Annotated in this window: 20 protein-coding genes and 1 tRNA gene; 13 read left to right on the top strand and 8 right to left on the bottom strand. The window is 74.6% G+C overall.

What is annotated here, in order from left to right; all coding sequences use genetic code 11:
• Nucleotides 1-254 precede the first annotated feature (254 nt).
• Nucleotides 255-1,817, top strand: coding sequence for an acyl-CoA synthetase (locus H505_RS0105920; protein ID WP_034516845.1), 1,563 nt, complete (start codon nucleotides 255-257; stop codon nucleotides 1,815-1,817).
• Here the strand turns inward: H505_RS0105920 and H505_RS0105915 are convergent.
• Nucleotides 1,808-2,893, bottom strand: coding sequence for a PucR family transcriptional regulator (locus H505_RS0105915; protein WP_026401246.1), 1,086 nt, complete (start codon nucleotides 2,891-2,893; stop codon nucleotides 1,808-1,810). The two genes, H505_RS0105920 and H505_RS0105915, sit on opposite strands and share 10 nt — an antisense overlap.
• Nucleotides 2,894-3,007: 114 nt before the next feature.
• Between H505_RS0105915 and H505_RS0105910 the strand changes: the two genes are divergently transcribed.
• The 9 genes from H505_RS0105910 to H505_RS0105870 all read left to right on the top strand — a co-directional run bounded on the left by H505_RS0105910 (nucleotide 3,008) and on the right by H505_RS0105870 (nucleotide 14,997).
• The gene (locus tag H505_RS0105910; RefSeq protein WP_026401245.1) at nucleotides 3,008-3,916 is read left to right on the top strand and encodes a proline dehydrogenase family protein; all 909 of its coding nucleotides are present in this window, start codon (nucleotides 3,008-3,010) and stop codon (nucleotides 3,914-3,916) included.
• 15 nt (nucleotides 3,917-3,931) lie between these two features.
• Nucleotides 3,932-5,563 (top strand): L-glutamate gamma-semialdehyde dehydrogenase, encoded by a 1,632-nt coding sequence (pruA, locus tag H505_RS0105905; protein WP_026401244.1) that lies wholly within the window; start codon nucleotides 3,932-3,934, stop codon nucleotides 5,561-5,563.
• Nucleotides 5,564-5,761: 198 nt separating this feature from the next.
• Nucleotides 5,762-7,183, top strand: a complete 1,422-nt coding sequence (locus H505_RS47310) for a serine/threonine-protein kinase (RefSeq protein WP_051300300.1) — start codon at nucleotides 5,762-5,764, stop codon at nucleotides 7,181-7,183.
• Nucleotides 7,184-7,275: 92 nt separating this feature from the next.
• A tRNA-Met gene (locus H505_RS0105895) sits at nucleotides 7,276-7,349 on the top strand.
• A gap of 253 nt (nucleotides 7,350-7,602) precedes the next feature.
• A complete protein-coding gene (locus H505_RS0105890) occupies nucleotides 7,603-7,971 on the top strand; it encodes a DUF3054 domain-containing protein (RefSeq protein ID WP_034516843.1) in 369 nt (122 codons plus the stop codon).
• Between the two features lie 110 nt (nucleotides 7,972-8,081).
• Nucleotides 8,082-9,728, top strand: coding sequence for an AMP-binding protein (locus tag H505_RS0105885; protein ID WP_026401242.1), 1,647 nt, complete (start codon nucleotides 8,082-8,084; stop codon nucleotides 9,726-9,728).
• Nucleotides 9,729-9,797: 69 nt separating this feature from the next.
• Nucleotides 9,798-12,737, top strand: a complete 2,940-nt coding sequence (locus H505_RS40025; protein WP_245592455.1) for an AMP-binding protein — start codon at nucleotides 9,798-9,800, stop codon at nucleotides 12,735-12,737.
• A 98-nt stretch (nucleotides 12,738-12,835) separates the two neighbouring features.
• A complete protein-coding gene (locus H505_RS0105875) occupies nucleotides 12,836-14,191 on the top strand; it encodes a cytochrome P450 (protein ID WP_026401241.1) in 1,356 nt (451 codons plus the stop codon).
• Nucleotides 14,188-14,997 carry an SDR family oxidoreductase gene (locus H505_RS0105870; protein ID WP_211238401.1) on the top strand — a complete coding sequence of 270 codons (810 nt, stop codon included), beginning with the start codon at nucleotides 14,188-14,190 and terminating at the stop codon, nucleotides 14,995-14,997. Before H505_RS0105875 ends, H505_RS0105870 begins: the two co-directional genes overlap by 4 nt.
• Here H505_RS0105870 and H505_RS40020 read toward each other — a convergent pair.
• The gene (locus tag H505_RS40020; RefSeq protein WP_051300295.1) at nucleotides 14,967-15,860 is read right to left on the bottom strand and encodes an oxygenase MpaB family protein; all 894 of its coding nucleotides are present in this window, start codon (nucleotides 15,858-15,860) and stop codon (nucleotides 14,967-14,969) included. The two genes, H505_RS0105870 and H505_RS40020, sit on opposite strands and share 31 nt — an antisense overlap.
• A gap of 104 nt (nucleotides 15,861-15,964) precedes the next feature.
• Between H505_RS40020 and H505_RS0105860 the strand changes: the two genes are divergently transcribed.
• A complete protein-coding gene (locus H505_RS0105860; protein WP_084549900.1) occupies nucleotides 15,965-16,636 on the top strand; it encodes a TetR/AcrR family transcriptional regulator in 672 nt (223 codons plus the stop codon).
• Nucleotides 16,637-16,709: 73 nt separating this feature from the next.
• Nucleotides 16,710-18,173 (top strand): carboxylesterase/lipase family protein, encoded by a 1,464-nt coding sequence (locus H505_RS0105855; protein WP_026401238.1) that lies wholly within the window; start codon nucleotides 16,710-16,712, stop codon nucleotides 18,171-18,173.
• A gap of 43 nt (nucleotides 18,174-18,216) precedes the next feature.
• Here the strand turns inward: H505_RS0105855 and H505_RS0105850 are convergent, their stop codons facing one another.
• Both H505_RS0105850 and hisN read right to left on the bottom strand, forming a co-directional pair.
• Nucleotides 18,217-18,408 (bottom strand): hypothetical protein, encoded by a 192-nt coding sequence (locus tag H505_RS0105850; RefSeq protein ID WP_026401237.1) that lies wholly within the window; start codon nucleotides 18,406-18,408, stop codon nucleotides 18,217-18,219.
• A 114-nt stretch (nucleotides 18,409-18,522) separates the two neighbouring features.
• Complete coding sequence (hisN, locus tag H505_RS0105845) at nucleotides 18,523-19,326, bottom strand: histidinol-phosphatase (protein ID WP_026401236.1); 804 nt, start codon at nucleotides 19,324-19,326, stop codon at nucleotides 18,523-18,525.
• 136 nt (nucleotides 19,327-19,462) lie between these two features.
• On the opposite strand from hisN, the gene H505_RS0105840 reads away from it, so the two are divergent.
• Nucleotides 19,463-20,344, top strand: coding sequence for a hypothetical protein (locus H505_RS0105840; protein WP_026401235.1), 882 nt, complete (start codon nucleotides 19,463-19,465; stop codon nucleotides 20,342-20,344).
• 6 nt (nucleotides 20,345-20,350) lie between these two features.
• Here H505_RS0105840 and H505_RS40015 read toward each other — a convergent pair whose 3' ends face one another.
• The 4 genes from H505_RS40015 to aroA form a co-directional block, all read right to left on the bottom strand.
• The gene (locus tag H505_RS40015) at nucleotides 20,351-21,868 is read right to left on the bottom strand and encodes a serine/threonine-protein kinase (RefSeq protein ID WP_051300293.1); all 1,518 of its coding nucleotides are present in this window, start codon (nucleotides 21,866-21,868) and stop codon (nucleotides 20,351-20,353) included.
• A 107-nt stretch (nucleotides 21,869-21,975) separates the two neighbouring features.
• The gene (locus H505_RS52285; protein ID WP_084549898.1) at nucleotides 21,976-23,658 is read right to left on the bottom strand and encodes a serine/threonine-protein kinase; all 1,683 of its coding nucleotides are present in this window, start codon (nucleotides 23,656-23,658) and stop codon (nucleotides 21,976-21,978) included.
• Nucleotides 23,659-23,697: 39 nt separating this feature from the next.
• Nucleotides 23,698-24,675, bottom strand: a complete 978-nt coding sequence (gene rsgA, locus H505_RS0105825; protein ID WP_211238400.1) for a ribosome small subunit-dependent GTPase A — start codon at nucleotides 24,673-24,675, stop codon at nucleotides 23,698-23,700.
• Between the two features lie 57 nt (nucleotides 24,676-24,732).
• A complete protein-coding gene (aroA, locus tag H505_RS0105820) occupies nucleotides 24,733-26,016 on the bottom strand; it encodes a 3-phosphoshikimate 1-carboxyvinyltransferase (RefSeq protein WP_026401233.1) in 1,284 nt (427 codons plus the stop codon).
• Nucleotides 26,017-26,116 lie beyond the last annotated feature (100 nt).

Raw genomic sequence — 26,116 nt, 5'->3', positions numbered from 1 at the left:
TGGACTTCGTCCACCTTCCGGGGGATTCTTCGCGTTTTACCGGGGGGGCGACCCCCCGAACCCCCCGGGCCGCCTGCCTCCCCCGCCCGCCCGCCCCTGGGGCTTCGCCCCTAGACCCCCTTTTCGCGGGGGCTGGCCGTGGGAATCCTGGGGCGGATCTTCGGGCGGGAATCTGGTGGGGGGCCGGGGAGCGTGGTTATGATCGGCCGACATGGCCGAAAGTGGGCCTAAGCAGCGGTTTTGTGGAGGCGCCCATGTCCGGATCGGTCGCTCGTGCCCGGCAGCACTCGTACGGCGATCTCCTGCACCGGACGGCCCGGCGGTACCCCGGGAAGGCGGCGGTCGTCGACGGGGACGTCCGGTGGACGTTCGCGGAGTTCGACGCGGCCGTGAACCGGACGGCGCACGCGCTCGCCGCGCGGGGGCTCGGGAAGGGCGACCGGCTCGCGCTGGTGAGCCACAACTGCAGGCAGTACGCGGTGCTGGCGTTCGCGACGGCGAAGCTCGGCGTGGTGCTCGTCCCGGTGAACTTCATGCTCAACGCGGACGAGATCGGCTACATCCTCGGGCACTCCGGGGCGTCCGGGATCGTCGCCGAGGACGTGCTGGTGCCCGTGGCCGAGAAGGCGCTCGCGATCGCGGGCGTCGAGGGCGGGGTCCGGGGCGTGATCGGCGCGCCGGCCGACGGGTGGGAGGACGTCGACGCGTGGGCCGCGCAGGGCCCCGACGGCGCCCCGGACGTGCCGGTCGAGGACGACGATCCGCTGCGGCTCATGTACACCTCGGGGACCGAGTCGCGGCCCAAGGGCGTCGTGCTGACGAGCCGGTCGCTGATCAGCCAGTACGTGAGCTGCGTCATCGACGGGGAGATGAGCGCCGACGACGTCGAGGCGCACGCGCTGCCGATGTACCACTGCGCGCAGCTCGACTGCTTCTTCAGCGTCGACGTGTACCTGGGGGCGACGAGCATCATCCTGCCGGGGCCGGACCCCGCGCGGCTGCTGGAGACGATCGAGCGCGAGAAGGTCACCAAGCTGTTCTGCCCGCCGACCGTGTGGATCTCGCTGCTGCGGCACCCCGACTTCGACGTCCGGGACCTGTCGAGCCTGCGGAAGGGCTACTACGGCGCGTCGCCGATGCCGGTGGAGGTGCTGCGGGAGCTGCAGCGGCGGCTGCCGGACGTGCGGCTGTGGAACTTCTACGGGCAGACCGAGATGGCGCCGCTCGCCACGATCCTGCGGCCGGACGAGCAGCTGGAGCGCGCCGGGAGCGCCGGGCGCGCGGCGATCAACGTCGAGACGATGCTGGTGGACGACGACGGGAACCCGGTGGCCCCGGGGGAGATCGGCGAGATCGTCCACCGCAGCCCCCACGCGGCGCGGGGCTACTACCGCGACGAGGAGAAGACCGCCGAGGCGTTCCGCGGCGGGTGGTTCCACTCGGGCGACCTCGGGATCATGACCGAGGACGGCTACCTGTCGGTGGTCGACCGGAAGAAGGACATGATCAAGACGGGCGGCGAGAACGTCGCGAGCCGCGAGGTCGAGGAGGCGATCTACGAGCTGGAGGGGGTCGCGGAGGTCGCGGTGTTCGGGATCGGCCATCCGCACTGGATCGAGGCCGTCACGGCCGTGGTGGTGCCGAAGGCGGGGGCGTCCCTCGGCGTCGACGACGTGAACGCGCACGCCCGGGAACGGCTCGCCCCCTACAAGCGGCCGAAGTACGTGGTGATCGCCGAGTCGCTGCCGAAGAACCCGAGCGGCAAGATCCTCAAGCGCGAACTCCGCGCGGCCCACGCCTCCCTGGCTCAGGAGTAGTCCAGGTGGGGGGCGAGGGTCAGGGACAGGTGGAGGGTGAGGCGGTCCTGGCCGTCGGCGAGGGATAGGGACGTCAGCTCCTCGATGCGCCGCAGGCGGTGGTAGAGCGTCTGCCGGTGGACGTTCAGCGCGCGGGCGGCGGCCTGGACGCTGCCCGCGTGGTCGAGGAAGGTGCGGGCGGTCGCCTCGAGGTCGGGGTGGTCGCGCAGGGCGCCGGGGACCCGGACGGCCTCGGCGAGCGCGTCGTCGGGGGCCGTGCGGAGGAGCCGCAGCGCGCCGAGCGACGTCCAGGTGCGGGTCTCGCCGGGGGCGGCGACGCGGGCGGCGACGCGGGCGCGGAGCCAGCCCTCGTGGACGGCGTCGAGGGCGGACGACCTGGTGTGCAGGCCCGCGCGGACGGGCGCGCCGCGCTCCTCGAGGAGGCGCCGGGCGCGGTCGATGACGGGGCGGGGCGCGACGCCGGACGGGATCAGCAGCACGTGGTCGCGCTGCCAGAGCGTGGGCAGCACGGAGTGCGGGAGCATCCACGGGTTCAGCGGGACGGGCGCGTCGGTGCGCAGGACGGCGACGGCGAGGGGCGGTTCGGGGGCGGCTGACTCGGCGAGTTCGGCGGCGGCCTGGGCGCGGACGTCGGGTTGCGAGGACAGCAGGTCGGCGACGCGCCAGCCGAGGTCGTCGCGTTCGCGGGCGCGGCGGGCCATGAGCAGCCCGGCGCGCTCGCAGAGCGGCAGGGCGCGGGCGGCCTCGGCCGAGCTGATCCTCTCCTCATCGTCGAGGAGCCACAGGTAGCCGTAGGTGACGTCGTTCCAGCGGACGGGCAGGCACAGGCGGCCGAGCTGGCCGAGGGCGGCGTCGGCGGGGATGCGGACGGGCCCGGTGGCGCGGGCGATGCCGTGCCGCTCGAAGCGGGTCCGGACGGCCTCGGTGGCGCGGCGGTGCAGGATCGACTCCATCCGGACGGGGTCGATCGTGTCGCCGTGCGCGGCGTAGGCGACGAGGTGGAAGTCGCGGTCCTCCAGCGTGGCGGGCGCGCCGAGCAGGTCGGCGGACAGTTCGACGATCTCTTGGAGGTCCATGGCACCTGTTACATATGGATGAAGAGTTCGGCTTCCGAAAGTGGCATCTGACTATACGCGGTCGGGCAAAGCCGGTTTAGCGTGCGAAGTGTCCAACGCAGTTCGGAGGCCCTGATGCTGAGTCCGCTCCTTCTGGCGGCCGCGCGCAGCGAGCGTGCGCGCGGTCTCGTGACCGCCGTACCCGTCACGCGCGGCGTCGTCGACCGGTTCGTGGCGGGCGAGGACCTCGCCGCGGCCGTGCGGGCGGTGCGGGAGCTGAACCGGGACGGCCTGCAGGTCACGCTCGACCACCTCGGCGAGGACACGCTCGACCGGGCGCAGGCGGAGGCGACGCGGGACGCGTACCTGGCGCTGTTCGAGGCGCTGGGGGAGTCCGCGCCGGGGGCGGACGCGTCGCTGAAGCTGTCGGCGCTCGGGCAGGCCCTGGACGACCGGCTCGCGCTGGACAACGCGCGGACGATCTGCGCCGCGGCGCAGCGGGCCGGGATGACGGTCACGCTCGACATGGAGGACCACACGACGGTCGACTCGACCCTCGGCGTGCTGCGGGAACTGCGGGCCGACTTCCCGTGGGTCGGCGTCGCGATCCAGTCGATGCTGCGGCGGACCGAGGGCGACCTGCGGGACCTCGCGGGGGAGGGGTCGCGGGTCCGGCTCGTCAAGGGCGCCTACGCCGAGCCGTCGTCGGTCGCCTACCAGAGCAGGCACGAGGTCGACCGCGCCTACGTGCGGGGCCTGAAGCTGCTGATGGCGGGGGACGGGCGCCCGATGGTGGGCAGCCACGACCCCCGCATGATCGACATCGCGCTGGCGCTGGCCGCCGAGAACGACCGCAAGCCCGACTCGTTCGAGTTCCAGATGCTCTACGGCATCCGCGCCGGCGAGCAGCGCCGGCTGGCGGAGGACCACACGATGCGGGTCTACGTGCCCTACGGCGCCGACTGGTACGGCTACTTCATGCGGCGCCTGGCCGAGCGTCCCGCCAACCTCGTCTTCTTTCTCCGTTCGTTCGTCTCACGCTGACCAGGAGGCACATTCATGGACGCCGTCACCAACGTCCCGACCCCGGTGAACGAGCCGGTGCGGGGTTACGCGCCCGGCAGCGCCGAGCGGGCCCGGCTGGAGGCGAAGCTCGCCGAGCTCGGCGGCGCCGCGCCGGTGGACCTGCCGATGACGATCGGCGGCGAGCGGCGGCTCGGCGCCGGCGCGAAGGTCGCCGTCGTGCAGCCGCACCGGCACGCGGCGGTGCTCGGGACGTACGGCACGGCCACGCGGGACGACGCGCGGGACGCGATCGCCGCGGCGCTGGCGGCCGCGCCGGCGTGGCGCGCGATGTCGTTCGACGACCGCGCCGCGATCTTCCTGCGGGCCGCCGACCTGCTGTCCGGCCCGTGGCGGGAGACGATCCTCGCCGCGACGATGCTCGGGCAGTCCAAGACCGTCCAGCAGGGCGAGATCGACAGCCCGTGCGAACTGGCGGACTTCTGGCGGTTCAACGTCCACTTCGCGCGCGGGCTCATCGCCGAGCAGCCGATCAGCTCCCCGGGCGTCTGGAACCGGTCGGACCTGCGGCCGCTGGAGGGCTTCGTCTACGCGATCACCCCGTTCAACTTCACGGCGATCGCGGCGAACCTGCCGACCGCGCCCGCGATGATGGGGAACGTGGTCGTCTGGAAGCCGTCCCCGACCCAGACGTACGCGGCCGTCCTCACCATGCGGCTCCTCGAGGAGGCCGGGCTGCCGCCGGGCGTCATCAACCTGGTGACCGGTGACGGGCTCGAGGTCTCCGACGTCGCGCTGGAGCACCCCGACCTGGCCGGGATCCACTTCACCGGCTCGACCGCGACGTTCAAGCACCTGTGGAAGACGGTCGGCGCGAACATCGACAAGTACCGCTCCTACCCGCGCCTCGTCGGTGAGACGGGCGGCAAGGACTTCGTCGTCGCGCACCCGTCCGCCGACCCCGACGTCCTGCGGACCGCGCTCGTGCGGGGCGCGTTCGAGTACCAGGGGCAGAAGTGCTCGGCGGCGTCGCGCGCGTACGTCCCCCGGTCGATCTGGGAGAACGGGTTCCGGGAGCGGCTCGCCGAGGAGGTCGACGGGCTGACGATGGGCGACGTCGCCGACCTGTCGAACTTCATGGGCGCCGTCATCGACGAGCGGGCGTTCGCGAAGAACAAGGCCGCGATCGACCGGGCCGCGGACGACCCGTCGGTCCGGATCGTCGCGGGCGGGACCTACGACGACTCCGTCGGCTACTTCGTGCGCCCGACCGTGCTCGTGTCGGACGACCCCGAGAACGAGATCTTCCGCACCGAGTACTTCGGGCCGGTCCTGGGCGTCCTGGTGTACGAGGACGACCGGTACGACGAGATGCTCGCGCAGATGGAGTCGGTGTCGGACTACGCCCTGACCGGCGCCGTCATCGCGACCGACCGGGCCGCCGTCGCGCACACCGCCGAGGTGCTGCGGTTCGCCGCGGGCAACTTCTACGTCAACGACAAGCCCACCGGCGCGGTCGTCGGCCAGCAGCCGTTCGGCGGCGCGCGGGCGTCCGGCACGAACGACAAGGCCGGGTCGGTGTTCAACCTCCTGCGGTGGACGTCCCCGCGTTCGATCAAGGAGACGTTCGTCCCGCCGACGGACTACCGCTACCCGCACATGGGCTGACGCGCCCGCGCGCGAGCCCGCGCGTGAGCCCGCTCCGACGCCCGCGACCCGTCCCGGTCGCGGGCGTCGCGCACGCCCGAGAGGAAGTTCGCGCAGGTTGTACTCTTTGGTCGTGTTCATGACATGCCGCCGCGCCGCCCCTCCGCCGACGCGTGACCGGCCCCCGGCCGTCCGGAGGCGGGCCGTCCGGAGGCGGGCGTGACGGACGGGCCGGGCCTCACCGCCGGGACCGAACTCGACGGCAGGTACCGCCTGGAGAGCGTGCTGGGCCGCGGCGGCATGGGCGAAGTCTGGCGCGCCGTCGACCTGCGGCTCCGCCGCCCGGTCGCCGTCAAAGTACTGCCCGCCGAACTCGCCGACGTCCCCTGCGCGATCGACCGGTTCGAGCGGGAGGCCGAGGCCGCCGCCGCCCTCCAGCACCCCGGCATCACCGTCGTGTTCGACGTCGGCCGCACCGGCGGGCTCGCCTACCTGGTGATGGAACTCCTCGAAGGCGAGGACCTCCGGGCCGTCGTGCGCCGGCACCCCCGCGGCCTCCCGGTCGCCGACGCCGTCGCCCACGCCGCCCGGCTCGCCGACGCCCTCGCCGCCGCCCACGCGCGCGGCATCGTGCACCGCGACATCAAACCCGCGAACCTCTTCGTCCTCACCGACGGACGCCTCAAACTGTGCGACTTCGGCATCGCCGGCCTCGCCGACGCCGCCACCCGGCTCACCCGCGACGGCCAGACCGTCGGCACGCCCCTCTACATGGCGCCCGAGCAGTTCGGCGGCGGCGCCGTCGACGCCCGATCCGACCTGTACGCCCTCGGCTGCGTCCTCTACGAACTCCTCACAGGCGAACCGCCCTTCAGCGCCGCCACCGGGCTCGCGCGGCTGATGTACGCGCACCTCAACGAGGCCCCGCCGCCGCTCACCGCCACCCGACCGGACGTCCCGCCGCGGCTCGAGGCACTCGTCCGCGACCTCCTCGCCAAGCCGATGGACGAACGCCCCGCCGGCGCCGAAGCCGTCGCGTCCCTCCTGCGCGACACCCTGCGGCCGGGCCCCCCGCCCCCGCCCGCCGCCGTCCCGCCCGCCGCCGTCCCGCCCGCCGGACCACCGCCCCGCATCCCGGGCGCACCCCTCCCGCCCCCCGTCCCCCCGCACGGCGGCGGACCGTCCGGACGGGCGATCGCCGCCCTCTGCACGGCACTCGCGGCCGCCGCCGTCCTCGTCGGCGTCACCGCCTTCATCGTCCTCGACCGCGCACCCGACCGCCGAGCGAACGCCGCACGCGTCCAACCCCCCGCCACACCCACCACACCCACGACGACCCCGGCATCCCCGACCCCGCCGGCCGCCCACACAATCGTCTACACGGTCACCGGCAGCCTGCCCGAAGCCCAAGTCCAGGTCTTCCACCCAGACGGCGGCACATCCACCCGAACCGTCAAACTGCCATGGACCGGAAAATACGAAGTCCCCAACTTCACGATCCTCGGCGTCAGCGGCAACACCGGCACCCGAACCGGAACCATCCGATGCAGCATCGGCGTAGACGGCGAAGTCGTCCAACGACGCTCCTCCGAAGGCCGGTTCGCCAGCGTCAGCTGCCAGTACCAGGAACCCCTCTCCTGACCACGACCACGACACCGGCCGCCCGCAACGCCGCAACCTCCATCAATTTGCGCAAGCCCCCCGCGCCCCATAGAGTTAAGACATCAACGCGACGCGGGGTGGAGCAGTTCGGTAGCTCGCTGGGCTCATAACCCAGAGGTCGCAGGTTCAAATCCTGCCCCCGCTACGAATCGGGAATCCCCTGGTCGGTGGACTTCGTCCCCCTTCCAGGGGATTCTTCGCGTTTTACCGGGGGGGCGACCCCCCGAACCCCCCGAGCCGCCCCTCGGGTGCGCTTGGGTGGGGCTGGGTGGCCGCCGTTTCCGTCTGATGCCGGGCGTAAGTGGGGATGGGCGTTCGAGTCGATCCTCTCCGGTGCCCTCTGGTCGGCTCGGGAGGGTGGACTTGAGCACGTTGGGTGGGCGGATAGCGTGTCGGGCATGCAGCGCAGGGTTCTGGCCGGTCTCGCGGACGTCGTCTGCGTGGTGGCCTTCGTGGTGATCGGGCGGGCCGAGCACGACGGGTCCGGTGGGCTGAGCGGATTCGCCGCGACGCTCTGGCCGTTCGCCGTCGCCGTCGCCGCCGGATGGGCGATCGGGCGCGTATGGCGGCGGCCCGAGGCGGTCGTGCCCGCCGGGGTGGTCGTGTGGGCGTCGACGGTCGCCGTCGGGATGCTGCTCAGAGCCGTGTCCGGGCAGGGCACGGCGCCCGCCTTCGTGATCGTGTCGCTGCTCTTCCTCGGGGCGACGATGCTCGGCTGGCGCGCAGTCGCGCTGCTGCGGGCGCGCAAGGTCGCCGCCGCCGAATGACCGGGCGGTCTTTTTGGTGATTCCTCCCGGTTGACGTGGACTGCCGGGCGCTGGTGAAGTTACCCACGAGTCACGTGGGTGACCGATCTCGGCATGTCGAAAGGGACACGATGGCATCTGCGCTGCGCGCTTGGCTGGACAAGCCGAACCCCGAACGCGGCGTTCACCTGGCGACCGACGACGGCGGGTGGGACTTCCGCGACTACGGTGCGCTGGCGGCCGCCGCGCGGCGCACCGCCGGGGCGCTGATCGAGGAGGGCGTCCGGCCCGGCGACGTGGTGTGCGTGATCCTGCCCACCGACTACACCTGCGTCGAGACCTACTTCGGGGTGTGGGCCGCCGGGGCGACCGTGTGCCTGATCACCCCGCCGCTGTTCCAGGACGGCGACGACTACGTCGCGCACGTCGCGGCGATCCTGCGGCAGGCTCGGCCGGCGCTGGTGGTGGCGTCCGACGGCCTCGCGGACTACGCCGGACGGGCGATGGCCGACGCGGGGATCGAGGGGACGCCGTGGCGCCCCCGGCAGGGCGACGACGTCGCGGTGCAGCCCGCCGGGGAACTGGCGCTGCTGCAGTTCACGTCCGGGTCGAGCGGGTCGCCGCGCGGCGTGATGGTCACCTGGGAGAACCTCGAGGCCAACAGCGAGCTGATCGCGCGGACGGCCGGGTTCGAGGACGAGCAGGTCGTCGCGTCCTGGCTGCCGCTCTACCACGACATGGGGCTCATCGGGACGTTCCTGACGCCGATCGCGCGGCAGGGGATGCTGCGGCTGATGCGGCCCGACCACTTCATCCGCGACCCCGCGCGCTGGATCCGCTGCTTCGCGGAGGCTGCGCACACGGCGGCGCCGCCGTTCGCGTACGCGTACTGCGCGCGCCGGGTGAAGCCGGAGCAGCTCGAGGGGCTCGACCTGTCCGGCTGGAAGATGGCGCTGATCGGCGCGGAGCCGATCGACCCGCATGCGCTGGAGGTGTTCGCGCAGCTCGTCGAACCGTTCGGGTTCGACCGGTCGGCGTTCCGGCCCGCCTACGGGATGGCCGAGACGACGCTGCTCGTCACCATGGACAACGCGTGGCGGCCCCCGCTGGCGGTGCGGCCCGACCCGGACGCGCTGTCGTTCGGCGAGCCCGTCCGGATCCTGGAGCAGCACCCGCTCGGCCCGCGGTCGCTCGGCGCGAAGGCCGGCTGGATCGTCGGCTGCGGGACGCCCGAGGACGACGTCCCGGTGGCGATCGTGGACGACGAGGGCCGCGAGCTCGGCGAGGGGCTGCTCGGCGAGATCGTCGTCGGCGGCGCGTCGGCGTGCCCGGGGTACTACGCGGGCGCGGAAGCCAAGTCGACGCGGTTCTCCGGCGGCCGGGTGTTCACCGGGGACGCCGGGTTCTTCCACGAGGGGCAGCTGTTCGTCCTCGGCCGGATGGGCGACAGCATCAAGGTGCGGGGCCGCTCGGTCTACGTCGAGGACCTCGAAGCGAAGATCGCCGAGAGCACGGGCCTCGGCAAGGGCCGCATCGTGGCGGTCGGGGTGCCCGGCGCCGGGCGCAAGGGCATCGTGCTGTTCGCCGAGACGCAGGACGAGTCGTGGGCGCCGGACGTCCGGGAGATGCTGCGGCGCCGCCTCGGCGACGACGTGGAGCTGACGATCGTCGTCGGCGGCGGGCTGATCCAGCGGACCTCCAGCGGCAAGCCGCGCCGGCGGTACATGCTGGAGCACTTCCAGGCGGGCCGGATGGAGGGCGGCCGCGTGATCGATTGATAAACGCGGCGAGAACGGACAACATGTCGTTGACGCTGTGAAAGGTCGACGATGCCGTCTGTGTCCGGAATGCTGCGCCGGTTGGGGTCCACCGCGCAGAACGCCCTGGAGGTCGCCCGCTTCGGCGGGTTCGACACCGATGAGGACGCCTCCCCGAGCGAGGTCGTCACCGAGCAGCGCGTGTACCGGCTGCGGCACTACTTCCCGGAGGCGGGGGGCGGACCGGCGGTGCTGCTCGTCCCGCCGCTGATGATCACCGCGGAGGTGTACGACGTCTCGTCGCGGTCGAGCGCGGTGGGCGTCCTGCGCCGGCTCGGCGCCGACCCGTGGGTCGTCGACTTCGGCGCGCCGGAGCGGGAGCCGGGCGGGCTGGAGCGGACGGTCACCGACCACGTCCTCGCGGTGAGCGACGCCGTCGACCGGGTCCGGGAGGCCACCGGACGGGACGTGCACCTGGCGGGGTACTCGCAGGGCGGCATGTTCGTCTACCAGGCGGCGGCGTACCGGCGCAGCGCCGGCGTCGCGTCGGTCGTCACGTTCGGCAGCCCGTCCGACACGAGCGTCGGGCTGCCGTTCGGGGTGCCGAGCCGGGTGGCGGTCGAGGGCCTGGAGCGGGTCCCCGACTGGGTGCTGGGCGAGTTCGCCGTGCCCGGGTGGGTGACGCGGCTCGGGTTCCAGCTCCTCAGCCCGGTGAAGTCGGTGCGGTCGCGCGCCGAGTTCATCCTGCAGCTCCACGACCGGGAGCGGCTGGCGCCCCGGGAGCGGCAGCGGCGGTTCCTGGAGCGGGAGGGCTGGGTGTCGTGGCCCGGGCCCGCGCTCGCGGAGTTCCTGCGGCAGTTCATCCAGCACAACCGGATGCTGACCGGCGGGTTCGTCATCGGGGACCGGCTCGTCACGCTCGCCGACATCACGTGCCCCGTGCTGACGTTCGTGGGCGAGGTCGACGAGATCGCCGCGCCGCCGATGGTGCGCGGCATCCGGAAGGCCGCGCCGCGCGCCCGGGTGTACGAGACGTCCCTGCGCGCCGGGCACTTCGGCCTGGTCGTCGGGACGGTCGCGACCGAGCAGACGTGGCCCGCGGTCGCCGCGTGGGCGCGGTGGCGGGACGGGCGGGGCGACCTCCCGGAGGCCGTCGTGCCCGTCACGGGCGGCGAGGAGGTCCGCGCGCCGCGCCCGCCGGGCGGCGCCGCCGGGTACGGGCTGCAGCTCGCGATGGGCGTCGGGACGAGCGCGGCGACGTCGGCGGTCCGGGCGGTGTCGCGGGCGGTCGGCGGCACCCGGCAGCTCGCGGGGGAGGCGGCGCAGAACCTGCCGCGGCTCGCGCGGCTGGAGCGCATCCACTCGGCCACCCGCATGTCGATGGGGCTGCTGCTGGACGAGCAGGCCGCGCGGATGCCCGACGAGGTCTTCTTCGTCTACCAGGGGCGCGGGCACACCCACGAGGCGGCCAAGCGGCGGGTGGACGCCGTGGTGCGCGGGCTGATCCACATCGGGGTGCGGCAGGGCGACCCGGTCGGCGTGCTGATGGGGACGCGGCCGTCGGCGCTCGCGCTGGTGGCGGCGCTGTCCCGGCTGGGGGCGGTGGCGGTGCTGCTGCGCCCGGACGGCGACCCGGCGGCGGAGGCGCGGCTCGGCGGCGTCGGCCGGGTGATCGCCGACCCGGAGCACGCGGTACGCGCGGCGGAACTGGGGGTCCCGGCGCACCTGCTGGGCGGCGCGCGCGGCGCGGGACGCGACGTCCTGCCGGACATGGAGCGCATCGACGTCGCCGCGATGAAGCCGCCCGCCTGGTACCGGCCGAACCCCGGACGGGCGGGCGACCTCGCGTTCGTGGTGTTCAGCGGGGACGGGGAGCACCTGCGGGCCAGCCGGATCACGAACCGGCGGTGGGCGCTGTCGGCGTTCGGCACGGCCTCGTCGGCCGCGCTGTCGCCGTCCGACACCGTGTACAGCATCACCCCGATCCAGCACCCGTCGGCGCTGCTGATGAGCCTCGGCGGCGCCGTCGCGGGCGGCGCGCGGCTCGCGCTGGCGGGCGGCTACGACCCCGCGACGTTCTGGGACGAGGCGCGCCGGTACGGGGTGACGGTCGCGTCGTACACGTGGACGCTGCTGCGCGACCTCGTGAACGCGCCGCCGGATCCGGCCGAACGGCACCACGCCGTCCGGCTGTTCATCGGCTCGGGCATGCCGCGCGGCCTGTGGCGGCGGGTCGAGGAGCGGTTCGCGCCCGCGCGGGTGCTGGAGTTCTACGCGTCCACCGCGGGCGAGTCGGTGCTGGTGAACCTGAGCGGCAAGAAGCCGGGGTCGCTGGGCCGCCCGCTGCCCGGCAGCGCCGAGGTGCGGCTCGCCCGCTACGACCTGGAGCGGGGCCGGCTCGCCGAAGGGCCCGACGGGCTCGCGATCGAGTGCGCGCCGGACGAGATCGGGATGCTGCTGTCGCGGGTGCGGCCCGCGGCGCTCGGCGACGCGTCCCGCCCGGTGCGGGGCGTGTTCGAACCGGACGACGCCTGGTCCATCACCGGGGACCTGTTCACCCGCGACGCCGACGGCGACTTCTGGCTGCTGGGGCGGGACGCCGAACTGATCCGGACGGCCGAGGGCATCGTCCCGCCCGGCCCGATCCGGGACGCGCTCGGCGACCTGCCGTACATCGACGCCGTCGCTGTCTACGGGATCCCGGTGGGCGACGCGGAGATCGTCGCGGCGGCCGTCCGGCTGCGGGACGGCGCCGACCTCAAGCCCGTCGACCTGTCCGAGGCGCTGCTGCGGGTGGACCCGGGCCTGCGGCCCGCGCTGGTGCGGGTGGTCGACGAGATCCCGGTGACGGCCGGGCGGCGCCTGCAGACCGGGCCGCTGCGGGACGAGGGCGTCCCGGAGGCCGGGGACGGGGCGTACGCGCGCGACCGGGGCGGCGGCTACCGGCCGCTGTCGCGGTACGCGCGCCGGCGGCTCCTCAGGCCACCCGGCGGCGCCGGCGCGCCGGAGGGCGTCGCAGGTCACCCCTGATAAGTCTGGACTTACCGGTGTCCGCTGCGTTACAACGAAGCAACCGATAACGAAGCAACATTTTCCGTCCTTTTGTTGCGCAACCCCCCGGAGGTGCCATGACGGGCGTCCTCGCGCCGCCGCCCCAGGGCAGCGACCTCAAACCGGTCCCGGGCGTGCCCGGCATCCCCTACATCGGCAACACGCTGGCCGTGATGCGGGACCCGATCGGGCAGGCGCGCAAGCGCTACGACGCGTACGGGCCGGTCGCCTGGGGCTGGCTGCTCGGGCAGCGCACCTGCACGGTGCAGGGCCCCGAAGCCGCGGAGGTCGTCCTGGTCAACCGGGACAAGGCCTTCGCGAACGGCCCCGCCTGGAGCTACTTCATCGGCCCGTTCTTCAACCGCGGCATCATGCTCCTGGACTTCGAGGAGCACCTGCACCACCGCCGCATCATGCAGCAGGCGTTCACCAAGGCCCGGCTGCGCGCCTACATGGACGCGATGGAGCCCGGCATCGTGCAGGGCCTCGACGCGTGGACGCCGGGGCGGGAGTTCAAGGTCTACGACCACGTCAAGCAGCTCACGCTCGACCTCGCCGTGGACGTCTTCATGGGCGTCGAACTGGACCGCGCGGAACGCGACCGGGTCAACGGCGCGTTCGTCGACGCCGTCCGCGCCGGGACGGCCTACGTGCGCTTCCCCGTGCCCGGCCTGCGCTGGCACAAGGGCCTGCGGGCCCGCAAGGTGCTGGAGGAGTTCTTCTACCGGCACCTGCCCGCCAAGCGCCGCGACGGCGGGGACGACCTGTTCGCCGCGCTGTGCCACGCCGAGACCGACGACGGGCACCGGTTCACCGACGAGGACGTCGTCAACCACATGATCTTCGCGCTGATGGCGGCGCACGACACCACCACCATCACGCTCACCACGATGGCCTACTACCTCGCGAAGTACCCCGAGTGGCAGGAGCGGCTCCGCGACGAGTCGCTCGCCCTCGGCAAGCCGCGGCCCGGGTACGAGGACCTCGACGCCCTCACCGGCATCGACATGGTGATGAAGGAGTCGCTGCGGATGGTCGCGCCCGTCCCGGCGCTGCCCCGCAAGGTCGTCAAGGACACGTCCGTCCTCGGCTACCACGTCCCCGCCGGGACCGTCGTCGTGGTGCCGATGCTCAGCAACCACCGCATGCCGCAGTGGTGGACCGACCCGGAGCGCTTCGACCCCGAGCGCTTCTCCCCGGAGCGCCGCGAGGACAAGGCGCACAAGTACGCCTGGGCGCCGTTCGGCGGCGGCGCGCACAAGTGCATCGGGCTGTACTTCGCCGGTATGCAGGTGAAGACGATCCTGCACCAGATCCTGCAGCGGTACCGGTGGAGCGTCCCGGCGCGGTACGAGTGGCCGCTCGACACCACGTCGCTGCCGTCGCCCAAGGACGGGCTGCCCGTCCGCCTCGAACGATGGGAGACCCCGTGAGCAAGGTCATCGCGATCACCGGGGCGGCGCGCGGCATCGGCCTCGCCACCGCCCGCGCCGCCGAGGCGCGCGGCGCGACCGTCGTCATCGGCGACATCGACGAGGCGGCGGTGCGGGCGGCGGCGGACGACCTGGGCGTCACCGGGCTCGTCGTGGACGTCACGTCCCGCGCGTCGTTCGAGGCGTTCCTCGACCGGGCCGAAGCGGAGGCCGGGCCCCTCGACGTCCTGGTCAACAACGCGGGGATCATGCCGATCGGGCCCGTCACGCAGGAGAGCGAGGACGACGCCCGCCGCTGCCTCGACATCAACGTGCACGGCGTGATGACCGGCACCAAGCTCGCCCTCGACCGGATGCTGCCGCGCGGGCGCGGCCACGTCGTCAACGTCGCGTCGCTGGCCGGCCTGCTCTACACGCCGGGGCTGGCGCTCTACAACGCGAGCAAGGCCGCCGTCGTCGCGTTCACCGAGGCGACGCGGCTGGAGGTGCGGGACCGGGGCGTGCACGTGAGCGCCGTCCTGCCGTCCTTCACCAACACCGAGCTGGTCGCCGGGACGGCGAGCCCGACGGGGATGCGCAACTGCGAGCCCGAGGAGATCGCCGCCGCGATCGTCGGGCTGATCGGGCGGCCCCGCCCGCAGGTCGTGGTGCCGAAGCGGCTCGGGACGCAGACCCGGCTGGGCGCCCTGCTCCCGGACCGGGTCCGGCGGGCGGTGTCCCGCCGGTACGGGCTCGACCGGATCTTCCTCGAATACGACCCGGCCGCCCGGAAGGGCTACGACGCCCGGATCCGCGCCGGCTCCTGAGCGCCGCCCCGCCGCGGATCCCGCCGCGCCTTCCGCGCCTCCCGGAAGGCGCGGCGGGCCTGCGGCAGGTACCGGACGGACTCCGGCAGCAGGGGCCACAGCGCGTTGCCCTTCCGGACGAGCGCGGCGAACCGCCGGTGCCGGCGCTCGTCCGCCGCGCTCCACGGCAGGTCCAGCAGCTCCCGCATCCGCGGCGGCATGCCGCCGACCGTGATGAACCGGGCGACCGCGTCGAGCGGCGGCGACACCGCGCGCCACAGCGGCGCCGGGACGCGCGGCGGCGCCGGCAGCCCCTTGGTCACGTAGCCGACGCCGTACCTGGCGGTCTTGTGCGCGACGATCTCCTCGTCGAGCATCCGGCGCCAGTACCGCCGGAAGCCGTCCCAGTCGTCCGGCATCGCCCGGTCGCTGACCCCGTACATCCGGAACCAGACCTTCGACTCCTCGTAGATCCGGCGCTTCTCCGCCTCCGACAGGGGCCGGACGAACGTCTCGATCCCGTAGATCATGTTGTCGAGGAAGGTGGCGTGCGCCCAGTAGTACGTCTCGGGGTCGAGGGCGTGGTAGCGCGAGCCGTCCGGCATCGTCCCCTTGATGTCGCGGTGGTAGTCGCGCACCGTGCGTCCGGTCGCGGCGGCGCGCTCCCCGCCGTAGACGGTGTCCAGGATCGGCCCGGCGGACCGCTTGAGCCGCGCGAACGTCTCCGCGAAGAAGACCGAGTGGTCGAGGACGCCCTGGCCGAGCGCGGGCAGCATGTTCTGCAGGACGGCCGCGCGCGGGCCGACGAGCAGCATGCGGGTGTCGCCGAAGTAGCGCCAGGTGAGCGAGCCGGGGCCGAGCGGGGAGGGGGCCGGGTCCGTCATGTGCACCGCCGGGGGGAACGCGAGAGGAACAGAATGACGAAGATTGTAGCTTTGTTGCTTCCCGGTGGTCACCGGCGGGGCCGCTCCGCGGTTAGGGTGCGGGCATGACCACCGATGCGACGGATGCGGCCCGCGCGGACGCGGCCCGCGGCGGCCCGGACGCGGCGGCGGACGGCGGGCTGCTCGCCCGGCTGTCGTCGCCCGAGCCGGGCGGCGCCGACGACCTGGACGCCCGGATCCTGGACGCCGCGCTCGCCGAGTTCGAGACCTACGGGCTGCGCCGCGTCAGCGTCGAGGACGTCGCCCGGCGCGCGGGCGTCGCGCGCACCACGATCTACCGCCGGTTCACCAACAAGGACCGGCTGCTGCAGGCGGTCATCCTGCGGGAGGTGCGCCGGTTCCTCACCGCGATCGCCCGCGCCACCGAGGGCCTCGCGACGCCCGAGGACGCCGTCGTCGAGGGGTTCGTCGCGGGCCTGCAGGGCGCCCGGCGGCACCCGCTGATGCGGCGCGTCCTGGAGAGCGAGCCCGAGACCCTGCTGCCGCAGCTCGGCATGAACGGCGGCGCGGTCCTGGTCGCGGCCCGCGACGTCCTCGCCGAGCGGCTCCGCCGCGCCCGTCCGGCGGACGCCGCCGAGCACGACGCGGTCGCCGAGGTGCTGGTGCGGCTCGCCGCCTCGCTGCTGCTCGTCCCGGGCGGCGGGCTGCCGCTGGAGGAGGACGGCGAGATCCGCGCGTTCGCCCGCGACTACCTGACCCGCATGCTGCGCCGATAAGGGCTCGCCGACCGCCGCGCCGTCCCTTAGTCTTCGGTTGTTCGAATATCGTTCTAGAACCGGAGGCGCGAACATGGAGCCGGTCGTCCGCACGCAGCACGGCAGGGTCCGCGGCACCACCCGGGACGGCGTCACCGCCTTCCTCGGCATCCCCTACGCCGCGCCGCCGTTCGGCCCGGACCGCTTCCGGGCGCCGCGCCCGCCCGCGCCGTGGGACGGCGTCCGCGACGCGACCGCGTACGGCCCGACCGCGCCGAAACCCGGTTACGCGGGCCCGTTCAAGACCCTCCTCCCGGACCCCGAGATCCCGGGCGAGGACTGCCTCAACCTCAACGTCTGGACGCCCGAGCCGGGCGGGTCCGGGCTGCCGGTGATGGTGTGGATCCACGGCGGCGCGTTCGTCAACGGGTCCGGCGCCGTCCCGACCTACGACGGCGGCAACTTCGCGCGGGACGGCGTCGTCTGCGTGACGATCAACTACCGGCTCGGCGTCGAGGGCTTCGCGTACCTGCCGGGCGCCCCCGCCAACCGGGGCCTGCGCGACCAGATCGCCGCGCTCGAATGGGTCCGCGACAACATCGCGGCGTTCGGCGGCGACCCCGGACGCGTCACGGTGTTCGGCGAGTCGGCGGGCGCGATGAGCGTCACCACCCTGCTCTCCCTGGACCTCGGGCTGTTCCACCGCGCGGTCGCGCAGAGCGGCGCCGGGCAGATCGCGCAGGACCCGGACGACGCGCTGCTCGTCGCCAAGGAGATCGCGGCCCGCCTCGGCGTCGAGCCGACCGCCGAGGGGTTCGCCGCGCTCGACCCGGCCGCGATCGTCCCCGTGCAGGCCGCCGTCTCCGGCGAGGTGTCCGCGCTGCCCGACCCCGCCCGCTGGGGCGCCACCACCGCCGCCGGCGGGATGGCGCTCACCCCCGTCCTGGACGGCGAGCTGCTCGCCCGGCGCCCCGAGGACGCCATCGCGGCCGGCGCCGGCCGCGGCGTCGACCTGCTCACCGGCTACACCGCCGAGGAGTTCCGGCTGTTCCTGATGCCGACCGGCGTCGCCGCCGTCCTCACCGACGACCTCGTCGGCGCCGCCACCGCCGGGATGGGCGTGCCGCCCGCGGTCGCCGCCGCCTACCGGGAGCGGTACCCCGGGCTCGCCCCGGGCGAGCTGATGGCGGCCATCGTCACCGACAGCCTGTTCCGGGTCCCGGCGCACCGCGCCGCCGCCGGGCACGCCGCGAACGGCGGCCGGACGTGGATGTACGAGTTCGGCTGGCGGTCCCCGAACCACGACCTCGGCGCCTGCCACGCCCTCGAACTCGGGTTCGTGTTCGACAACCTGGTGCCCGACTCGGAACTGGCCGGGCCGAACCCGCCGCAGGCCCTCGCCGACGCCCTGCACCGCGCGTGGGTGCGGTTCGCGGCGGACGGCGACCCCGGCTGGGAGCGGTACGACGCGGACGCCCGCGCCGTGCGCGTCTTCGACGGGGACGCGTTCGCGACCGTCCGCGACCCGCGCGGCGCCGACCGCGAGCTCTGGGCCTGACGCCGCCCCGCGCCGGCCGGGAGTCGGCTCCCGGCCGGACGGGTCAGCCGTTCAGCCGCTTGCGGCCCTGCGCCCGAACCCGCTTGCGCTGGGACGGGTCGAGCATCAGGTATCCCGCGAGCGGCGCGGCGAGCACGCCGAGGATGATCAGCGCGGTGAGCCACCACGGGAAGATGAACAACGTGAGGAAGCCGACGGCGACACCGCCGATCACGATCTTGGTCTGGGTCGACATGCCTACCTCCGATACGGGCCGCCCTACCGGGACAACGGCCGTGCGCCGACCGTCGTTCCACGATATGTCGCGAGTGGCCCGGTGGAAAGTCCCTGGAAGAGGCGGGTTCCGCCGCTAGATGCGCAGGGAGAGCTGCCCGCCGCCCAGCGTGCGCAGGACGTCCGCGTGCAGTTTCCCGTTCGTGCACACGACGCTGCCGCCGTCCGGGCCGGGCACGCCGGACAGGTCGGTGAACATCCCGCCCGCCTCCTCGACGATCACCTGGAGCGCCGCGAGGTCCCACAGCGACACCTCCGGCTCCGTCGACACGTCGACGGCCCCCTCGGCGACCATCATGTGCGACCAGAAGTCGCCGAACGCCCGCGTCCGCCACACCTCGCGCGTCAGGTCGAGGAAGTGGTTCAGCCGCCCCGCCTCCTCCCAGCCGCTCAGGCTCGAGAACGACAGCGACGCGTCCGACAGCTCACCGACGGCCGACACGCTGATCGGGGTCGCGCGGGTCAGGCTCCGGCCGGTGAACGCGCCGCCGCCCCGCGCCGCCCACCAGCGCCGGTTCAGCGCGGGGGCCGACACGACCCCGACGACGACCTCGTCGTTCTCCATCAGCGCGATCAGCGTCGCCCACACCGGGACGCCCCGCACGAAGTTCTTCGTCGCGTCGATCGGGTCGATGACCCAGCAGCGGTTCCCGCCGCCGGTCCGCCCGTACTCCTCGCCGAGGATCGCGTCGCGCGGCCGGGACCGGCCGAGCGTGGCGCGCAGCTGCTCCTCCACGCCGCGGTCGGCGTCGCTCACCGGTGTCAGGTCCGGCTTCGTCTCGACGTCGAGATCGAGCGCCCGGAAGCGCTTGGTCGTGATGTCATCGGCCTGGTCCGCCAGCACGTGCGCGAAACGCAGGTCATCGGAATAGCCCGCCACGGCGTGCCACGCTACCGCGACCGGCGGGCGCCCCGACACACCCCCGCGGGCCCCGCGCCGGGCCGTTCCCGCTTTTCGGGCCGCCCGTCGGCGTGACGGCCCGCCCGGAAGGCCCGTCCGGTGGCAGCATGGGCGCATGTCCCACGACCTGCCCGGCTGGGTGGCCGAACTGACCGACCCGCGCCGGGCGCAGACACTGGACGAGCTGGCCGACCGGCTCGTCCCCCTCGCCGAGCACGCCATCGACGTGTCCCGCAGGCTCCAGGCCCAGCTGAACGAGCTGAACGACCCGTTCAAGCGCGAGGCGCTCTACGGCCGCGTCGAACGGCTGAAGGCGCGCGCCGGCGAGGCCCTCGACGAGGTCACCGGCGAGATCGCCAGATCGGGGGAGCGGCGCATCGAACGCCTCTGGGCGGAGCGGGCCGGACGGGCCCGCCCCGCCGGCGGCGACGCGGAACGCGCGGCGCACGCCGCCCGCGAGCGCGACCTGCGCCGCCTCCTCGACCGCGACGTCGTCGCGACCCTGTCGGAACGGCAGCGGGAGGCCGCCGAGCGGGTCGCCGAGCGGACGTCCGGGGCGCTGGAGCAGGCGACGCGGACGCTGCTCACCCGCGTGGAGGAGCTGGCGAAGGCCGTCACCGCCCTCGTCCACGACGTGCTGCCCCTCGCCCGCGAGGGCCTCGACCTCGCCGGGCGGATCTCCGCCCTGTCCGGCTCCGCCCGCCGCGCCGGCCGCGGCCCGGTCCCCGCCGACCTGGCCGACTCCGCCGCCGAGGCGGCGCGCGCGTTCGACGAGGCCGTCGCCCGCCTCGAACTCGAGTGGGCCGCGCTCGGCGCCCGCTCCGCGACCGTCCGGGCGGCGCTGCGCGGTGCCGAGGAGGCCGCGTTCAGCCACGTCACCGAGGAGATGACCCGCTGCGTCCAGGACCTCGCCCCCGAGCACGCCGAGGCGCTGAACGAGGCCGAGGAACGCGCCCGCGCCCTCTTCGAGGGCTCCGCGGGGAGCGAGCGGCCCTGACGGGCGTCACTCGGCGCGGAGCGTCCGCAGGAACGTCTCGTAGTGGGGGAGCGACGCGTCCCACTGCCCCAGGTCCGCGGTGAGGATCGCGCTGTGGACCGTGTCGCCGAACCGGAACAGCCGCATCAGCATGCGCGCCTCGACGCCGCCCGCGGTGAAGGTGAACTGGAGTTCGGCCGCGTCGTCGCCCATGTAGTCGAACTCGGTGAACCGCTCCTCCCGGTACCCCGGATAGGTCACCGGGTCGCTCGCGAACGACTCCGCGGCGTTCCTGAGGGCGGCGGCGACGTCGGTGGGCGCCAGGGGGTCCTCGGCGGCGCCGATCTTCGTGAGCGAGATGCTCCGGATCTCCGCGGGATCGGAGAACGACACCTCCTCGCCGTCGCGCGCGGTCTCCCAGCCGGCCGGCACGCTCGCCGCGAAGCCGTCCCCGCGGTGCTCCCGGTATTCGGCCGGGTTCGACGGCGCCGCCGCGCCCGGGGTCTCGGACGTCGCCCCGGCGATCGGCGCCCCGGGGTCGGCGTCGTCGTCCAGGCCGAGCAGGACCGCGACCGCGACGGCGGCGACGACCAGCACCACCGCGACGACCGCGGCCGGGACGATGACCGTCCACCGCGGGCCCGTGCGCGGCGGCGGCCCGCCCGGATGCGTGCCGGGCCCCCAGCCGAGCTCGCCCGCCGGGGTCGGCCCGGCCGGCGGCAGGGCGGGCGGGAACGGCGGCGGCGTGCCCGGCGCCGCCCACGCCGCGGCGCCGGGCGCCGCGGCCTGCCGCAGCAGCCGCTCGGCCTCGTCGTGGCCGACGCGCTGCTCCGGGGCCCGGCGCAGCAGGCCGTGCAGGACGGGCGCGAGCGGGCCCGCGAGCCGCGTCGCCGCCGGCTCCGTGGACGCCGCGGCCGCCCGCGGGTACGGCGGGTGCCCCTCGACCGCCGCGAACAGCGTCGCGCCGAGCTCCCACAGGTCGGACGCCGCGGTGGCCGGATGCCCGGCGGCCCGCTCGGGCGCCGGGCAGGCGAGCGCGCCGGGCGGCGCGGCGCGCTCGTCCGCCGCGTCCGGCGCGGTGCCGAGGGCGGCGAGGACGGGGCGCCCGGCCTCGATCAGGACGGTGCCCGGTTCGACGTCGCGGTGCACGAGGCCCGCGGCGTGCGCGGCGCGGAGGGCGCCGAGGAGGTCGAGGCCGAGCGCCGCGGCCCGCTCCGGCGGCAGCGGCCCGTCCCGCTCGATGAGCGCGGCGAGCGACCCGGCCCGGACGAGCCGCGCCGCGACCCACGGGCGGCCGCCCTCCTCGACGACGTCGTGCACGGTGACGAGACCGGGATGGTCGAGCCGCGCCGCCGCCCCCGCCTCCCTGGCCACGCGGGCGTGCGCCGCCCGGATCCGGTCGGGGCCGAGCCGCTCCGGGAGGGAGACCTCCTGGACCGCGACCTCCCGGTCGAGGACGAGGTCGCGGGCGCGCCAGACGGGGCCGGTCCCGTTCCGGCCGAGCGGCTCCACCAGCTCGTACCGTCCGGCGACGACGTGGGTCATATCAATGACGGTAAGCGGATTTTCCCGCCGCGGACTGGCCGGTCATGGCCTGCCCGAGGAACCGCCGAGACCGGAACCGGCCGCCCGAGATGTGGCGAACTACCTTGTCAGGACGTCGCGCGGAGCGTCTTCAGGAACGTCGTGTAATACGGGACGCTCTGGTCCCAGCCTTCCGCGCGGCTCACCAGAATGGCCTGGTAGACGGCATCGTCGAAACGGAACACGCGCACGCGGCAGCGCCCGGCGGTGCCGTTCTGCGTGAACGTGAACTCCAGATCCGCCGCGTCGTCCCCCTGGTAGGAGAGGCCCCTCTTGAAGTCCACCTGCCGGTAGTCCTGGTACGACGGATCGTTCTCGAACTCCTTCGCCGCGCTGGCGAGGGCGCCGCCCAGGTCGGCGGCGTTCTCGGCGATCCGCTGGATGACGATGCCGCGCTTGCTGTCCGCGGCCGGATCGGTGAACGTCACGTCGTCGCCGGACTGCTCCGCCTTCCAGCCCTTGGGCACCGCCGCCGCGAACCCCGCCCCCTGGTACGGCTCGTATCCGGCGGGGACGCCGGCGCCCGCAGATGCGGCGGTTCCGCTCCCCGGCGTGCCCGCGCCCGCCGAACCCGACGAACCCGCCTGCCCCGACGGCTCGCGGTTCCCGTCGCGCTCCGACAGGAAGACGGCGGCCGAAAGCACTCCGGCGGCCAGCAGGACCGCGAACACCCCGATCGGCAGGATCAGCGCCCACCGCCTGCCGCGCCGCTCCCCGCCCGTCCGTTCGCCGGCGGCGGAAGGGACGGTGCCGGGAGGGACGGAACCGGGAGGTGCGGTGCCGGGAGGCGCGGAACCGGGAGGCGCGGAACCGGGAGGTGCGGTGCCGGGCCGCCGCGGCGGGTACGTCGGCGCCTCGCCCGGGGGCATCGCACCGGGGGCGGCCGTCAGGTGCGGCGGGGGAGCGGGGACGGGCGCGGACTCCGGCGGCGCGAACGGCGCCGGCGTCCCGGCCGCGGCCTGCCGCAGCAGCCGCTCCGCCTCGTCGTGCCCGATCCGCTCGTCCGGATCGCGGCGCAGCAGGCCGCGCAGGACGGGCGCGAGCGGCCCGGCCCGCCGCGGCGGATCGGGCTCCTCCGACAGCAGCGCGCTCATCACGCCCCACACGTCCGGACGCTGGTACGGGGACCGGCCCTCGACGGCCGCGTAGAGCGTCGCGCCCAGCGACCACAGGTCCGAGGCCGGGGACGCCTTCTGCCGGCGGGCCTGCTCGGGCGCGAGGTACGCCGGGGAACCGATGATCGCCCCCGTCTGCGTGATCGTCTCGTCGCCCGCCACCGTCGCGATGCCGAAGTCGGTCAGCACCGCCCGGTTCGGCGGCAGCAGCACGTTGCCCGGCTTCACGTCGCGGTGCACGACCCCCGCCGCGTGCGCCGTCCGCAGCGCGTCGAGGAGGTCGAGGCCGAGCGCCGCGACCCGCTCCGGCGGCAGCGGACCCTCGCCCTTCACGATCGCGTCGAGCGACTTCGCCCGGACGAGCTGCATGACGATCCAGGGGCGGCCGTCCTCCTCCACGACGTCGTACACGGTGACGATCCCGGGATGGTCGAGCCGCGCCGCCGACCTGGCCTCCCGGAACGTCCGCGTGTACATCCGGCCGGTCTGCTCGTCGTCCAGGCCCGCGGGCGGCGTGACCTCCTTGATGGCGACCTCGCGGTCCAGCACGCGGTCGCGGGCCCGCCACACCGCGCCCATCCCGCCGCGGCCGAGCAGCTCCACCGGCTCGTACCGGTCGGCGATCACTTGGCGCATGGGGAGGACGATACCGACGTCCCGCCCCGGACCGGACGGCTATTCCGCTTCGCCCTCGCGGCTGGCGAGCAGCCGGCGCAGCGAGTCGAGGCGGGCCCGGCCCGCGCGCCCCTCGGCGACCCAGCCGTCCAGCCCGCAGTCGTCCTGGAAGTGGTCGCACTGCGGCGGGCAGCGCTCCGCCGCGCCCTCCGCGAGGTCCTCGAACGCGTGGATCACGTTCGCCGGGTCGACGTGCGCGAGCCCGAAGCTCCGCACGCCCGGGGTGTCGATGATCCAGCCGTCCCCGCCGGGCAGCTCCAGCGCGATCGCCGACGACGACGTGTGCCGGCCCCGCCCGGTGACCGCGTTGACGTTCCCGACCGCGCGCTCGGCGTCCGGGACCAGCGCGTTCACCAGCGTCGACTTCCCGACCCCCGAGTGCCCGACCAGCACGCTCGTCCGTCCGGACAGGTGCCGGCGCAGCTCGCTCAGGTCGCCGTCGTCGGCCCCGGCCAGCCGCGTCGCCACGCACGGGAAGCCCAGCGGGGCGTACTCGGCGATCAGCCCGGACGGGTCGGCGAGGTCGGCCTTGGTCAGGCACAGCAGCGGGTCCATGCCCGCGTCGTAGGCCGCGACGAGCTGCCGGTCGATCATCCGGGGCCGCGGCTCCGGGTCCGCCAGCGCCGTCACGATGACCAGCCGGTCGGCGTTGGCGACGACGATCCGCTCGAACGGGTCGGTGTCGTCGGCGGTGCGGCGCAGCGCCGACGTCCGCGGCTCCACCCGGACGATGCGGGCCAGCGTGTCGGTGTCGCCCGACACGTCACCGACCAGCGCCACCCGGTCGCCCACCACCACGCCCTTGCGCCCGAGCTCGCGGGCGCGCATCGCGGTCACGGCCCGCTCGTCGCCGGTGCCCGGGTCGGCCAGGCAGCGGTAGCGGCCCCGGTCCACCGCGATCACCAGCGCCGGGCTGGCGCCCTCGTGCGCCGGACGGCGGCGGGTGCGCGGCCGCGACCCCCGCCGCCCGGGCCGCACCCGGACGTCGTCCTCGTCGTATTCGCGTCGTCGTGCCAGCGTCCCGCCCTCTCGTCCTCAGGCGGACGCCCGCAGCGACGCCCACAGCCCGGTGAAGTCCGGCATCGTCTTGCCGACCGTGCCCGGATTCTCCACCTCGACGCCGGGGACGGCCAGCCCGAGCACCGCCGCGGCCATCACCATCCGGTGGTCGTCGTAGGTGCGGAACACGCCGCCGTGCAGCGGCCGCGGCCGGATCTCCAGCCCGTCCGGCAGCTCCCGGGCGTCGCCGCCCAGCCGGTTCAGCTCGGCGACTAGGGCCGCCAGCCGGTCGGTCTCGTGCCCCCGCAGGTGCGCGATGCCGGTCAGCCGCGACGGCGACCCGGCCAGTGCCGCCAGCGCCGCCAGGACGGGCGTCAGCTCGCCGACCTCGTGCAGATCGGCCTCCAGCCCCGCGTACTCCCCGGCGCCCGGGCCCCGCACCGTCAGCCCGTCCGGGCCGAGCGACACCTCGGCGCCCATCCGCGCGAGCAGCCCGCGCAGCGCGTCGCCCGGCTGCGTCGTCGCGTCCGGCCAGTCCGGGACGGTGACGCGCCCGCCCGCGACGAGCGCCGCGCCCAGGAACTGCGCCGCGTTCGACAGGTCGGGCTCGATGACCCACTCGCCGCCCTGCAGCGGGCCCGGCGCCACCCGCCACACGTTCTCGCCGGTCTCCACCGTCGCGCCCGCCGCGCGCAGCATCTGGACGGTCATCGCCAGGTGCGGCGCCGACGGGACCGGCGGCCCCTCGTGCCGCACCTCCACGCCCTTGCCGAACCGGGGCGCCGCCAGCAGCAGCCCCGACACCAGCTGCGACGACCCGGACGCGTCGATCGTCACCGCGCCGCCCGCCACCGCGCCCGTCCCGCGGACCGTGAACGGCAGCGCGCCGCGCCCGCCGTCGTCGATCTCCGCGCCGAGCGCCCGCAGCGCCTCGATGATCGGGCCCATCGGCCGCTCCCGGGCGCGCGGGTCGCCGTCGATCGCCACCTCGCCGCGCGCGAGCGCCGCCACCGGTGGCAGGAACCGCATCACCGTGCCCGCGAGGCCCACGTCGGCCCGCGCCGGCCCGGCCAGCTCGCCCGGGAGGACCTGCCAGTCGTCGAAGTCCTCCCCGATGCCGGTCCCCAGCGCGCGCAGCGCGTCCGCCATCAGCTCGGTGTCGCGGCTGTGGAGGGGGCGGTGGATGCACACCGGCTCATCGGCCAGCGCGGCCAGGACCAGCGCCCGGTTGGTCATCGACTTCGACCCGGGCAACGCCACGGTGGCGTCCACGGGCCCGTCGGCGACCGGCGCGAGCCAATGCGGAGAAGAGGAGGACATGCGACGAGTTTATTGCGTCGCCCCCGCAGGCGGGCGGTGGACCGCCCTCCCCGCCGCGGGAGGCCGCCGGCGCCGCGCGCGGCCCGCGCCCGCGGCCGCC

It is taken from the genome of Actinomadura rifamycini DSM 43936 (genome assembly GCF_000425065.1).
Classification (GTDB): Bacteria; Actinomycetota; Actinomycetes; order Streptosporangiales; family Streptosporangiaceae; genus Spirillospora; species Spirillospora rifamycini.
Note: the sequence above shows the minus strand (reverse complement) of the source record. Positions and strands in the feature narration are given on the sequence as shown.